The sequence below is a fragment of the Zunongwangia profunda SM-A87 genome, from assembly GCF_000023465.1.
GTDB lineage: Bacteria > Bacteroidota > Bacteroidia > Flavobacteriales > Flavobacteriaceae > Zunongwangia > Zunongwangia profunda.
Genome location: NC_014041.1, coordinates 4644006 through 4658118, shown reverse-complemented (window position 1 = coordinate 4658118; position 14113 = coordinate 4644006). Strand labels below are relative to the sequence as shown.

8 protein-coding genes are annotated in these 14113 nt (G+C 38.9%); 7 read left to right on the top strand and 1 reads right to left on the bottom strand.

The genetic code is table 11. The annotated features are described in order from the left end of the window. Nucleotides 1-34: 34 nt before the first annotated feature. The 7 genes from ZPR_RS20520 to ZPR_RS20490 all read left to right on the top strand — a co-directional run bounded on the left by ZPR_RS20520 (nt 35) and on the right by ZPR_RS20490 (nt 11989). Nucleotides 35-1060, top strand: coding sequence for a glycoside hydrolase family 43 protein (locus tag ZPR_RS20520; RefSeq protein ID WP_041579263.1), 1026 nt, complete (start codon nt 35-37; stop codon nt 1058-1060). Nucleotides 1061-1093: 33 nt separating this feature from the next. Then, nucleotides 1094-2155 carry a cellulase family glycosylhydrolase gene (locus ZPR_RS20515; RefSeq protein WP_013073699.1) on the top strand — a complete coding sequence of 354 codons (1062 nt, stop codon included), beginning with the start codon at nt 1094-1096 and terminating at the stop codon, nt 2153-2155. A 171-nt stretch (nt 2156-2326) separates the two neighbouring features. Then, on the top strand, nt 2327-3532 hold the full coding sequence (locus ZPR_RS20510; RefSeq protein ID WP_013073698.1) for an aldose epimerase family protein: 1206 nt from the start codon (nt 2327-2329) through the stop codon (nt 3530-3532). Between the two features lie 19 nt (nt 3533-3551). Then, nucleotides 3552-5990 (top strand): glutaminase family protein, encoded by a 2439-nt coding sequence (locus ZPR_RS20505; protein WP_013073697.1) that lies wholly within the window; start codon nt 3552-3554, stop codon nt 5988-5990. A 62-nt stretch (nt 5991-6052) separates the two neighbouring features. Continuing rightward, on the top strand, nt 6053-8224 hold the full coding sequence (locus ZPR_RS20500) for a beta-L-arabinofuranosidase domain-containing protein (protein ID WP_013073696.1): 2172 nt from the start codon (nt 6053-6055) through the stop codon (nt 8222-8224). Nucleotides 8225-8285: 61 nt separating this feature from the next. Further along, entirely contained in the window at nt 8286-10760 is a 2475-nt protein-coding gene (locus ZPR_RS20495; RefSeq protein WP_013073695.1) for a glycoside hydrolase family 2, read from the top strand. 287 nt (nt 10761-11047) lie between these two features. Beyond that, nucleotides 11048-11989, top strand: coding sequence for a glycoside hydrolase family 43 protein (locus ZPR_RS20490; RefSeq protein WP_041580144.1), 942 nt, complete (start codon nt 11048-11050; stop codon nt 11987-11989). A 313-nt stretch (nt 11990-12302) separates the two neighbouring features. On the opposite strand, the gene ZPR_RS20485 is transcribed toward ZPR_RS20490, so the two are convergent. After that, a complete protein-coding gene (locus ZPR_RS20485) occupies nt 12303-13931 on the bottom strand; it encodes a dihydroxyacetone kinase subunit DhaK (RefSeq protein WP_013073693.1) in 1629 nt (542 codons plus the stop codon). Nucleotides 13932-14113 lie beyond the last annotated feature (182 nt).

Sequence of the window (14113 nt, the reverse complement as noted above, 5' to 3'; positions counted from 1 at the left end):
ATTGCTCTGCAGCCTCCTTCTCTAAACATCAACAATGAAAAGAAGTTTAAGAATCATTATTTGTGTGTGGATGGTACTTGTTTGCGGACTAAGTTTTGCACAGCAAAAAACCTTTACCAATCCACTCTTGGCCTCTGGTGCCGACCCCTACAGCACCTACCACGAAGGTTACTATTATTACATTCATACCCAACAAAACCGTTTAGTGCTTTGGAAGACTAAAAACCTGGCCCATCTAAAAACAGCAGAAAAAACAACAATATGGACGCCTCCTGAAAATACCATGTATTCTAAAGAATTATGGGCGCCAGAAGTGCATATGATCGATGGGAACTGGTATGTGTATTTTGCTGCAGACGATGGTGATAATAACAATCATCGTATGTACGTACTGGAAAACACTTCGGGAAATCCTATGAACAATAGCTGGAAATTTAAAGGAAAGCTGGCCACTCCCTCAGATAAATGGGCAATCGATGGAAATGTATTTAAGCATCAAGGTCAGTTATACATGATCTGGTCCGGTTGGGAAGGCGATGAAAATGGTCGTCAGGATTTATTCATTGCAAAAATGAAAAACCCAACCACGATGGAAGGAAAAAGACAGAAAATCGCTACCCCCACTTACGATTGGGAAACCCGTTGGGAAGGAGGGCCTCATGTACTGGTAAACGAAGGTCCTCAATATTTATCCAATGGAGAAGAAGTGTTTATCGTATTTTCCGGCAGTGGTTGTTGGACCGATTATTATACTCTGGGATTACTTGCGCTTAAAGGGGAAGATCTTATGGATCCTGATAACTGGGAAAAACACAAGAAACCTATTTTTGCCTGGTCTAAAGAAAATGGAGTGTATGCTCCTGGTCATAATTCCTTTTTTAAATCGCCAGACGGGAAAGAAGATTGGATATTATATCACGCCAATGATAATTCAGGAGATGGCTGTGGCGGAAAAAGATCCCCAAGAATGCAAAAGATAAGTTGGAACAAAGACGGAACGCCAAATCTGGGGACTCCGGTTTCAACGAACACCATCTTAGAAATTCCTTCCGAAGAATAACAAACGAACTCGAATAACAACAATATACAGCAAATGAAAAGAATAGTTTTATTGATCAGTCTTCTTATTGGGATAAACAGCTTTGGCCAACAGGAAGATATTGTATTAAAGAATAGGTGGTCACGAGAAAAAGCGGCCGAGTGGTATAAAAAACATGATTGGATATCTGGTGCTAATTTTATTCCAAGTACCGCCATTAATCAATTGGAGATGTGGCAGGAAGAAACCTTTGATCCTGAAACCATCGATAGAGAGTTAGGGTATGCTGAGGGAATAGGATTCAATACTATGCGTGTTTACTTGCATAGTCTGGCCTATAAAGCCGATAAAAAAGGCTTTAAAGATCGTGTAGATGCGTATTTAGAAATTGCCGACAAGCATAACATCAAGACGATATTGGTGATTTTTGACGATGTTTGGGGGGCTGATCCAAAAATTGGTAAGCAACCCGCACCAAAAACAGGAACCCATAACTCTGGTTGGATGCAGGATCCCGGTTACCCAGCTTCAAAAAACGAATCCAATTTTGCAGAATTAGAAGTCTATGTAAAGGATATAATCAAAACCTTTGCGGATGATGATCGTATACTGTTATGGGACTTATACAACGAACCAGGAAATAATAATAAAGGCAATGAATCATTAGCTTTACTAAAGAAGGTGTTTACCTGGGCCAAGGAAATTAACCCTTCCCAGCCCGTATCTGTAGGATTATGGAGCTGGGGATTAAAAGATTTAAATGCTTATCAGGCACTGCATTCCGATATTATCACCTATCATGATTACGAAGGTCCGGAATGGCACCGTAGGGTAATCGAGCTTTTAAAGTCACATGGGCGGCCTATGATCTGTACTGAATATATGGCCAGAACAAGAAATAGCCGTTTTTCGAATACCCTGCCCATGCTAAAAGAAGAAAATGTTGGCGCAATTAACTGGGGGCTGGTTAATGGCAAGACCAATACCATATTTGCCTGGGATACACCAATAGAACAAGGCGAACCTAACGAGTGGTTTCATGATGTGTTTAGAAAAGATGGTACTCCTTACCGTCAGGATGAAGTAGATTTAATTAAGAAATTGAATAAAGAATAGGTTTTTTTGCAGTATTATCAAGCCTTATCGACAGCCTAGTATTAATAAGCGTAAAAAATACGTTAAAAATATTAGCATTATTAAATTAATAATTTTAAATTGCCTAAAAGGATTTAGCTTTTATGGGTTATAGTTTTTATTTTATAAATAAGTAATAAACGTTATTAAATAATGAGAAATGTTAAAAATACATTTTTAGCAACATTCTTGGTTTTACTGGCTTTGGCTTGTAAGGAGAAGCCTTCGGAAGATGAAAAGGGCGTAGCCGAAATTGCGGATCATCCAGAGAATTTCTACGGGTTGGAAAAGGAAAAGTTCGATACCATTATCGACGGAAAAGAAGTAAAACTGTATTGGATTAAAAATGATGATATAGCAGTTGCTTTTACCAATTATGGCGGGAGAATTGTTGGGCTTTGGGTTCCGGATAAAACGGGTAAAATGACCGACGTTGTTGTTGGGATGAATAGCGTATCTGGTTTTGCCAATGCTACCGAACCTTATTTTGGAGCGACCATTGGCCGTGTAGGAAACCGTATTGCCAAAGGAAAGTTTACTTTAAACGGAACAGAATATTCGATTCCCAAAAATAATAACGGGAATACATTGCATGGAGGGAACAAAGGTTTTCAGTATGTCGTTTGGGAGGCCAAGCAGCCAGATGATAAAACCTTGGTATTCACTTATGATTCTCCGGATATGGAAGAGGGTTTTCCCGGTAATTTAGAGGTAAAAGTTACCTATTCTGTTACGGATGATCAAAGTATATTAATGGAATATGAAGCTACGACAGATAAAGCAACACCGGTGAATCTCACCAACCATGCCTTTTTCAATTTAAATGGGGAGGGTAGTGGCGCCATTCTGGATCATAAGGTACAGATCTTTGCTAATCAGTTTACCCCGGTAGATGCAGGTCTAATTCCTTCGGGGGAGTCGAAAGATGTAAAAGGTACTCCGTTTGATTTTACTCAAGCTCATACCATAGGCGAGCGAATTGAAACTGAAAACGATCAGCTTAAAAATGGCGGTGGGTATGATCATAACTTTGTATTGATCCAGGATAAAAATGCGGATCAACAAACCACTAAAAATAAAGGGATGAACCACGCTGCAACTTTTACCGGAGATCAATCGGGAATTGTTATGGATGTGTATACACAGGAACCCGGAGTGCAGTTTTATAGCGGCAACTTTATGCAAAGTAAAAACACTTTTAAATCTGGTGTAAAGGACGATTATAGAACAGCTTTTGCTTTAGAAACCCAGCATTTTCCAGATGCACCGAATCAGGAAAATTTCCCCTCGATTATTTTAGAGCCGGGAGATACCTACCATACCATATCCGAATATCATTTTTCCACCACAAATAATTAAACGAATCAAAATCCTAACGATGAAACAAAGATTTCTTTTTGCCTTAAGCCTCCTGGTTAGTGGTTTTATAACCGCTCAGCAACGACAGGCACCAGCCTATCCTTTAATTGCCCATGACCCTAATTTTAGTATCTGGTCTTTTGGAGATAAAATTAATGAATCAACTACCGTTCACTGGACTGGCAACGATCAAAGCCTGGTAGGTCTTATAAAAGTTGATGGTAAAACCTACCGTTTTTTAGGTAGCGAGGCCAGAAACTACGAAGAGGTAGTACCTGCTGCTAACAATAAATCATATACTGTAAAGATCAGCGAGTCCAATCCGGGATCAGGATGGGAGAAACCAGATTTTAATGACAAAAGCTGGAAATCTAAAAAAGCACCTTTTGGTGATAACGGTAAGTATAAAACAAAATGGTCTAGCGATGATCTTTGGTACCGAAGAGCATTCGATTTAAAATCAACCAAGTTTGATGAATTATATCTAAAACTTCATCATGACGATAATGTTGTGGTGTATCTAAACGGGGAACAAATTTTCAAGAAAGAAGGCTGGAATCACGAGTTTGATTACATAAAAATCGACAAAGCTGTTCAGCAAAAATTGAAGAAAAAGGGGAATGTTTTAGCTATTCATGTAAAAAATACTGCCGGGGGACGTTTCCTTGATGCCGGCTTGGTTGAAGTTAAGGAAACTAAAGCTAAGGTTTTAGTAGCAGAACAAACAGCTGTTGATCTTCGAGCCACTCAAACCGAATATCAGCTAAAAGCCGGTGGCATAGCTATAGATCTTACATTTACTTCTCCATTACTCATGGATGATCTGGATCTTATGGCGCGTCCGGTTTCTTACATTTCAGTAAAAACCAGGCCTAATGATGGCAAATCGCATAAAGTTCAGGTGTATTTGGGAGCAGCGTCAGCGATCGCCGTAAACGAATCCAGCCAGGAAGTTACTTCAGAAAAGGGAAGTACGAAAGACTTGGATTTCTTAAAAGCCGGTACGGTAGAGCAGCCAATATTAGAGAAAAAAGGCGATAATTTAAGGATCGATTGGGGATATATGTACTTCGCAGTTCCTAAATCCGCAAATGCAAGTCAGTCAGTTACCGCAGCTTCAGAGGCTACTGCAAATTTTGCTTCAGGTAAGGATATGAAAACAAAAGCTAAAGGCACCAATTTAATGCTGAATACTGTTTTTGCTGAAGAGACTATTTCCGGAGAAAAAGAATATATGGTCATGCTTGGGTACGATGATATTTACTCAATTAATTACTTCGGAAATAAACTACGACCATGGTGGAACATCGATGGTAAAAATACAATTGAAGCTGAATTGGAAAAAGCGTATACCGAATACGATGATGTTTTGGATAAGTGTGAAGATTTCAATGAAAAACTATATGAGGACGGTGTAAAAGCCGGAGGCAAAAAATATGCTGAAGTTTTAGAAATTGCCTATCGTCAGGCCATTGCTGCCCATAAATTAACCAAAAGTCCAGACGGGGAAATCCTTTTTCTTTCTAAAGAAAACTTTAGTAATGGCTCGATAAATACTGTAGATGTTACGTATCCATCGGCGCCTTTATTTCTAATTTATAATCCAGATCTTTTAAAAGGGATGCTTAACGGAATTTTCTATTATTCTGAAAGTGGAAAATGGAAAAAACCATTTCCGGCACACGATTTAGGAACATATCCAATTGCCACCGGGCAAACGTATGGCGAAGATATGCCCGTAGAAGAATCTGGGAATATGGTAGTATTAACTGCGGCAATCGTAATGGCCGAAGATGATGCATCCTATGCTAAAAAACACTGGGAGAGCTTAACCGAGTGGACCAAGTATTTAACCGAAGCCGGTTTAGATCCCGCCAACCAGTTATCTACCGATGATTTTTCAGGTCACCTGGCACGTAACGCTAATCTAGCGGTAAAAGCAATTATGGGAGTAGGAAGTTATGGATATATGGCCGACAAATTAGGGGAGAAAGCGGTTGCCCAAGAATATACCACTAAAGCCAGAAATATGGCTAAAGAATGGATGGAACTTGCTGATGCCGGTGATCATTATGCCTTAACTTATGATGATAAAAGTACCTGGAGCCAAAAGTATAATCTGGTTTGGGATAAAGTGATGGATCTGGAAATTTTCCCACAGGAAGTTTTTGATACCGAACTGGCTTATTACAAAAAGAAGCAAAATGAATACGGACTTCCTTTAGATAACCGTGCAGATTATACAAAATCAGATTGGGTATACTGGACGGCAAGTTTAGGAGATGATACAAGCTTTAGATATTTTGGAGATCCCATGTACAAATTCGCTGTAGAAACTAAAAACCGGGTACCTATGAGTGACTGGCACTATACCAGTAGCGGTGATCAGAGAGGTTTCCAGGCACGTAGTGTTGTGGGAGGATATTATATCAAACTATTAAAAGATAAATGGGAATAGGCCTTCGCCTATCCCTTTTATCTTATCCGAAAATCATCCGACAATTTAACCACCACCATACAATGAGAGGCTATTTTAAAACTTTAGTAGTTGTTCTGGGAATAGCAGGCTTGATATCTTGTAAAAAAGATGAGCAAGCTGAATCTTCTTTTACTGCTGAAGTAGTAAATATTCCAGATACTACTAAAACCAATCAATTTTATAGGGGCAATCGTATGCCTTTACAATCCAGTGTTTTTATAAAACTTCCGGTGGGAGCGGTAAAACCTAAAGGCTGGTTAGCCGAGTGTCTATCAAGGCAGACCGATGGTTTAAATGGTCACCTTGGTGAGATTAGTGCCTGGTTGCAAAAAGAAGATAATGCCTGGCTTTCCAAAGATGGCTCTGGCGCCTGGGGATGGGAAGAAGTCCCTTACTGGCTAAAAGGCTACGGCAATATGGCTTATATCATGGAAGATCAAAAAATGATCGAAGAAACCAAGTCCTGGATAGAAGCAGCACTTGCCAGTCAACGTGAAGATGGAAATTTTGGCCCTAAGCGTTTTGGAGAAGATGGTACTCAGGATTTCTGGTCGAACATGATCATGTTGTATTGTTTGCAATCCTACTATGAATATAGCCAGGATGAAAGAGTAATTGATTTAATGACGAACTATTTTAAATTTCAGCTGGAAATTCCAGATGAAAAATTTTTAAGCAAAAGTCATTACTGGCAACGTATTCGAGGCGGTGATAATTTATATAGTGTCATGTGGCTTTATAATCGTACCGGAGATAAATTCCTTTTAGAACTCGCAGAAAAAATTCATAGAAATACAGCAGATTGGGGAAAGCGAGACAATACTTTAGACGAAATAAATAACTGGAAAGAAACGCGAGAAGGTAAAGAATGGCCAGACTGGTTTGGTGATCTTGTAGACTGGCATAATGTAAATGTAGCGCAGGCTTTTAGAGAACCGGCACAGTATTCACAATTAAGCCATGACAAAAAAGACCTCGAGGCTACTTATAAAGATTTTAAAATAATCCGTGATCATTTTGGGCAGGTTCCCGGCGGAATGTTTGGAGCCGATGAAAATGCCAGACCGGGTTACGATGATCCAAGACAGGGAATCGAAACCTGCGGTGTGGTAGAGCAAATGAACAGTAACGAACAGTTAATAAGAATTACCGGGGATACCTTTTGGGCAGATCATACCGAGGAAGTAGCATTTAATACCTTTCCGGCAACCATGATGCCCGATTTTAGATCATTACGCTATATCACGAGCCCAAATATGGTGGTAAATGACGATAAAAATCATCGCCCAGGGATTATGAATGATGGACCATTTTTAATGATGAATCCATTTAGTTCCCGTTGTTGCCAGCATAACCACGGGCAGGGCTGGCCGTATTTAATCGAAAATCTCTGGATGGCCACACCAGATAATGGTTTGGCTGCGGTAATTTATTCTCCAGGTACGGTAAAGGCAAAAGTTGCCGGTGGGGAAGAGGTCAGCATTACTTCAGAAACTAAATATCCATTTGAGGATCAGTTGCAGTTTAGTATACATACTTCTTCGCAAGAACATAAAGAATATCCATTGTATTTCAGAATTCCGGGCTGGTGTACAAAAGCTTCAGTTAAAGTGAATGGAGAAGAAATAGAAGCAACTCCTGAAGCCGGGAAGTACATTAAGCTAAACCGTGACTGGAAAGATGGGGACCAAATTACACTTGTTTTTCCGATGCAATTGAAAGTCCGCCGATGGCAAAAAAACCATAACAGCGCAAGCGTAGATTATGGACCATTGACCTTTAGCTTAAAAATCGATGAAAAATATATCGAAAAGCGAAGTGATGAAACCGCAATCTGGGATTCTAAATGGCAGGAAGGCGTAGATCAGGCAAAATGGCCCTCGTATGAGATTTACCCGGATTCTCCCTGGAATTACGCTTTGGTCTTAAACGAAAATCCTGAAGATTCTTTTGAGGTGATTAAAAAATCCTGGCCGGCAAATAATTTTCCGTTCACGGTAAATAATGCACCATTGGTTTTAAAAACCAAAGCAAAACAAATCCCAAACTGGACGATCGATCAATATGATTTGGCGGGAGAGCTTCAGGATAGTCCTGTGAAATCATCTGAAGCAATTGAAACCGTGGAACTGGTCCCAATGGGAGCTGCCAGGTTAAGAATTAGTGCTTTCCCGGTGATTGGAGAAGGTGAAAATGCTAAAAACTGGGAATAATTTTATAAAAAATATACATCGAAATTTTAGAATTTCAGCATAAAAAAATAAACAAGATAACATGAATTTACTGAAAAAATCGGCTGTATTTATACTTGCAGGCATTCTTAGTGTAGGCTGTAAGGATGAAAAAAAAGCAGCTGAAAATAACCAGAATAAACCAGAGGCGATCTTAACTACGCGTTGGACCAATAAGGTAGATCCGCAAAATGTTTTACCAGAATATCCAAGACCTATACAAAAGCGTGAAAACTGGGAAAATCTAAATGGATATTGGGAAGTAAGTTTAGAAAAGACCGATAAAACTACTTTTTCTGAAGCTTTAGAAGATTCGATTTTGGTGCCTTTCGCGGTAGAATCTTATTTATCAGGGATTATGAAAACTTCAGATGATTTGGTGTATCGAAAGCTTGTCAGTATTCCAAAAGACTGGAAGGGAGATGAAATTATGCTGAATTTTGAAGGGGTAGATTATGAAACAGAAGTGTATGTAAATGGTGAGAAAGTTGGCGATCACAAAGGTGCTTTTGATCATTTTACTTTTAATATCACCCCATACTTAAAAGAAGGGAAAGAACAGGAAGTAGTCGTGAAAGTTCACGATACGTCTAACGATGGTTTGCAACCGGTAGGGAAACAGGTAAGAGAGCCAGAAGGTATTTTTTATACTTCTACAACCGGAATTTGGCAAAGTGTATGGATGGAACCCTTAAACAGAAACCATATCGAAAACTTCAAAATCCGTCCAGATATCGATAAAGGAGAAGTAAGTTTTACTGCAGAAGATAAGGTAGAAGGAATGATTAAACTGAGCCTTATGGATGGAACTTCTGAAGTGGCAACCGCTGAAGGGAGTGCTGGAGAGGCGATTACTTTAAAAATAAAAGACGCTAAACTATGGAGTCCTGAGCATCCATTTTTATACGATCTGAAGGTACAACTGGTAAACGGCGAAGAAACCACCGATAGTTTTGAAAGCTATGTGGCCATGCGAAAAATTAGTTTAGGTAAAGAAAAAGATAAAACGAAGATATTCCTGAATAACAAGCCTTATTTTCAGGTAGGCGTACTCGACCAGGGATACTGGCCTGATGGTTTAATGACGCCGCCCACTGAAGATGCGTATGTCTGGGATATTGAAACTTTTAAAAAAATGGGCTTTAATTTACTTAGAAAGCATGCCAAAACCGAAAGCCAGAGATGGTATTACCTGTGTGATAAAATGGGAATGCTGGTTTGGCAGGATATGCCGCAGGCCTATCCTCATCCAGACTTTCTGGAACGCTTAACAGAATCGGATAAAGATCAGTTTGAGGCAGAATTTCAAAATATGATCAATGATCTTTACAATTATCCAAGTATCGTAATGTGGGTAGTTTTTAACGAAGGCTGGGGCCAGTATGATACCGAACGTTTAACCAATTGGGTAGAAGGTTTAGATGAAACAAGGCTGGTAAGTAATGCCAGTGGTTGGACAGATCATAATGTAGGTGATATTATAGATATGCACAGCTATCCCGGCCCGGATGTCTATCCAGTTGAAGACGATAGAGCGACTGTTCTTGGTGAATTTGGAGGGCTTGGATTGCCGTTAAAAGGTCACCTTTGGCAAGAATCTAACTGGGGCTATCGTAATATGGCCGATTCTTTAGAGTTCAGAAAATCCTATACCGAGCTTTGGGATAAAGTTTGGGAAATGAAAGAAGATAAAGATGCCAGTGCGGTAGTCTATACGCAGGTTTCGGATGTAGAGGGAGAGGTCAACGGACTGGTAACTTATGATCGAGAAGTGATTAAAATCCCGGTAGATTATTTGCATGATATTCATACCGATAAAATGATCTCTCCGGTAAGTATACAAGCAGCACATAGTCTTTTTGTAGACCATTTAGAAGTAAGTCTTACTTCTAGAAAAGACGAAGCGATCTATTATACATTAGACGGAAGCGAGCCCAACTCATCTTCTAAAAAATATACCGGTCCCTTTACAATTTCCGCATCTTCACAGGTAAAAGCCAGGGCTATAGCCGATGATAAAGAAAGTTATATCACCAGCAAGAAATTTGAAAAAGTAGATCATTATCAAGAAGCTTCAAAAGCTCTTTCTGCTACAATGAAAGCTGGTCTTAACTATTCGCTTTATCAAGGGGAATGGCAAAAATTACCTGATTTTTCTTCGGAAGAAGTAGTGGCTTCCGGAGAAACAAAATCTTTGAAAATTTCAGCATTAAGAAAAAGAGAAAACTTCTATGCGTTAACATTTGAAGGATTTGTGAAAGTTGCTAAGCAGGGCATTTATGGTTTTCGTTTAAGTGGAGACGATGGTGTACGATTACGTATTGATGGGAAAGTGGTTATAGATCATGATGGTATTCATGGAATGGAACTTAAAAAAGCTGAAATTCCGTTAGCTGCAGGTTATCATACTATGGCATTAGAATATTTTCAGGGAGAAGGAGGTTCAGGTTTAAATCTTGAAGTGATCGATCCAGATGGCAATACACTAAAAACTGAAGATATTTTTGTTCACGAATAAAGCATTGCAACGAATACTTTTAAGTACTCATGAGAGGGAAACTATATAAAAAATAAAAAGATATTTTATCGAATACTGGAGTTGTAACCCAGTTAGTACCGTGTAATCTACATTACAGTTAGTTTTTTTGTTGATGCCTGTACCCGGTTGGTTTTAGATAAGAGTAAATTCCGGGTGCAGCGTTTTTAGGAGAGATGGCATCAAATTAATTTTTGATGCCATTTTATTTGATAATCAAGGTTTTTTTAAAAGCTAAGGATGAAATATTCAGATCAAAAAAATATAAAATGATAAACCGCTTTTGGTTGTTTTTAAGCTTTGTTTTTTCACTGCAATTATATGCCCAAAATTCACAAATTCTTTTGGCAGATCCAACGATATTCGAAGAAAACGGTATCTATTATTTATACGGGACAAAAGAAGATCATAGCATTCCCGGAGAAGGTTTTCTAGTGTATACTTCTAAAAACCTGAAAACCTGGGAAGGTCCTTTAGGGAAGACTGATGGCTATGCGTTAAAAAAAGGAGATGCATTTGGCACCAGGGGTTTTTGGGCTCCACAAGTCTTTAAGCAAAATGGACATTATTATATGGCGTATACTGCTAACGAAAATATTGCCATAGCATCAGCCAATAGCCCTTTAGGCCCGTTTAAAAACAAAGGAAAAACTTTAGAAGCTACGGTAAAGCAGATCGATCCTTTTGTGTTTTTTGATGATGGAAAAGTATATCTATATCATGTAAGATTAACTGCTGGGAACAGAATTTTTGTTGCTGAAATGACCGAAGACCTTAGCGCGATAAAGCCTGAAACTTTAAAAGAATGTATTGCAGCTAAAGAAACCTGGGAAAATACCACGAATGCCGAATGGCCGGTAAGCGAAGGACCAACAGTTTTTAGAAATGCAGAGACCTATATCATGCTATACTCGGTGAACGATTTTAGAAACCCGGATTATTCAGTTGGTGTTGCTACGGCTAAAAGTCCTTTTGGACCCTGGAAAAAATCAGCCTCAAATCCGTTAATATCAACAGCAGATATCGGGAGGAATGGCCCGGGCCATGGTGATCTGTTCAAAAATAGAAATACATTGTATTATGTACTTCATACGCATTTTTCTGAGGAAAAGGTGAGCCCGCGTAAAACAGCAATTGTTAAACTGAAATTCGATAAAAAGAAGAATGTTTTTAAGTTAAAGTCACATTCCTTTCAGGATCTAAAAAAGTAGAATTTAGTGCTTAAAAAGCAAAAAGATATTGTATAAAGTGTTTAAAACCTTATTCTGAATTCATTTAAGGATTTTATCACGTAGATTTAAATAAAGTTATTTTTCCCCGAATCAATTTCAATAGCTATTGGAACTGGAAGACGAGAGCTCATTATGATTGATTTATTATATTATGTAAAAGTGAAAAATCCGTTAGTTTTGCTAACGGATTTTTTATAGCACTGCCAAAGGATTTGATACTCAAGGCATACTTTCAAATGCTAAATTTTTCATTTTATACCCTTTGGGCGTTGAGGATTTCCGGATATTTATCTCATACGATATCAACTAGCTTTTCGAACACTCGTGCTACCATTTCAGCGCCGGGATCTGGAATTCCTTCTAGGCTGGATTCCGATAAATAAGAACTACGTCCTGCACTGGTATTAGTGATATTGGCGGTTTCATCGGCTCCTTTTCGCGCAGCTTCCGCAGCATCTTTTATAGATTTTTCTTCGCTTAAGGCTTCAAAAGCAGGTTGCATCGCATCGATCATGGTTCGGTCTCCTTTTTCAGCGCCACCAAAAGATTTCATCTTTTCTAGTCCGTTTAATAAAGCTTTCCCTATATTTTCATCTTCTTCAAGGCTGCTCCCTGCTTTGGTAAATAGTATTGATAATAACACTCCGCTGGATCCCCCGGTTTCCCGGGCTAAAACGCGACCGATAGTGGTAAATAACTCAGCTGTAGAAGCATAAGGCAATTCATCAGAGATCTTTTTAAATTTTTTACCTGCTGCGGCAAAAGTAGACCCTGCATCACCATCGCCAACTTTTTCATCCAGATCGTTCATCTCTTTTTCCATTTCGATGAGGTAATCAGCGATGTTTTCTACAATTTTTTGATGCTTTTTATTTTCAGAAGGCTCAAATTGCATGGTTTTAGGTAGTTCCGGACTTTTAATGCTGCTCGGTTTTCCATAAGCTCTAATTCGCCATTCGGGAGTATCGGTTTTTTCTAAGAGCGCTTTTTCGATTTCTTCATCTAATTTTAATAGCGTTATCGAGAAACCATTCATATTTAAAGAAGTGGTCATGGCAGTAGGACCCACCAGGTATTTTACTCTGCCGGAAATATCGGTTTTATCAAAGCTATGAACCAGTAAATTCATTTCGAGCGGGGTAACACTTCCCAAATTATTAAAAAGCAAAACATAGTCTTGTTTTTCATCAGGAAGGTATTCTTTCAGTTTATCGACAGCCTTTTTTACGAGGGCATCAGCCTCATCCATCTTAATGACATCCACGCCAGGCTCCCCGTGAATACCCAAACCTAATTCAGCTTCAGATTTATCTAATCTCGATTCTTCAGGATTATTGAATTTTTGCCCTTCAGAAAGTGAAAGTCCTATAGAAATAGCACTCTCTGCTACTTTTTTTGCAGCTTTGGTCACTTCATCTAAAGATTTTCCTTCTTCGGCCAGTTGTCCCGCTACTTTATGAACCAACAAAGTGCCGGCAAGACCGCGTTGTTGTGTATCTTCTCCTAAAGCTATATCATCACCAACAATAACGGTTTCCACTTTATGGCCAAGCGCTCTGGCCTGTTCAGCTGCCAGTCCAAAGTTTAATCGGTCTCCGGTATAATTTTTTATAACTAGCAAACATCCCTTTTCACCACTTACCGCGAGAATGGCAGCTAGTACAGCATCTACAGATGGGGATGCAAAAATATCTCCACAAACGGCAGCAGTAAGCATTCCTTTGGCAACAAAACCGGCGTGCATAGGTTCATGACCAGAACCACCACCAGAAATAATGGCAACTTTAGAGGTGTCAATTTCTTTTCGGGTAACTACCCTAACTTCAGGGAAAGTATCCAGTTTGGTAAGTTTAGGATCGGTAAGTAAACCTTCTATGGATTCGTTTACAACGTTTTCGGGTTTATTTATAAAAAATTTCATAGTTGATGTTTTCTTTTAAAGGTAAAGAAATTAATGAGCGTGGCCTCAGAATATGATTTGTATACCTAGGATTTTATAAAAATTTTGGGATTTTTAGGTGCGATGATTTTTAATACAAACGATTTGTTTTTAAAAAGTTCTTTTATTGCAATGGTATTGCATAAGAAGCGATTTATATTTGT

Excerpts from the sequence above, each read along its gene's own strand:
- ZPR_RS20520 (WP_041579263.1), top strand. The coding sequence starts at position 35 with ATGAAAAGAAGTTTAAGAATCATTATTTGTGTGTGGATGGTACTTGTT.
- ZPR_RS20515 (WP_013073699.1), top strand. The coding sequence starts at position 1,094 with ATGAAAAGAATAGTTTTATTGATCAGTCTTCTTATTGGGATAAACAGC.
- ZPR_RS20510 (WP_013073698.1), top strand. The coding sequence starts at position 2,327 with ATGAGAAATGTTAAAAATACATTTTTAGCAACATTCTTGGTTTTACTG.
- ZPR_RS20505 (WP_013073697.1), top strand. The coding sequence starts at position 3,552 with ATGAAACAAAGATTTCTTTTTGCCTTAAGCCTCCTGGTTAGTGGTTTT.
- ZPR_RS20500 (WP_013073696.1), top strand. The coding sequence starts at position 6,053 with ATGAGAGGCTATTTTAAAACTTTAGTAGTTGTTCTGGGAATAGCAGGC.
- ZPR_RS20495 (WP_013073695.1), top strand. The coding sequence starts at position 8,286 with ATGAATTTACTGAAAAAATCGGCTGTATTTATACTTGCAGGCATTCTT.
- ZPR_RS20490 (WP_041580144.1), top strand. The coding sequence starts at position 11,048 with ATGATAAACCGCTTTTGGTTGTTTTTAAGCTTTGTTTTTTCACTGCAA.
- ZPR_RS20485 (WP_013073693.1), bottom strand. The coding sequence starts at position 13,931 with ATGAAATTTTTTATAAATAAACCCGAAAACGTTGTAAACGAATCCATA.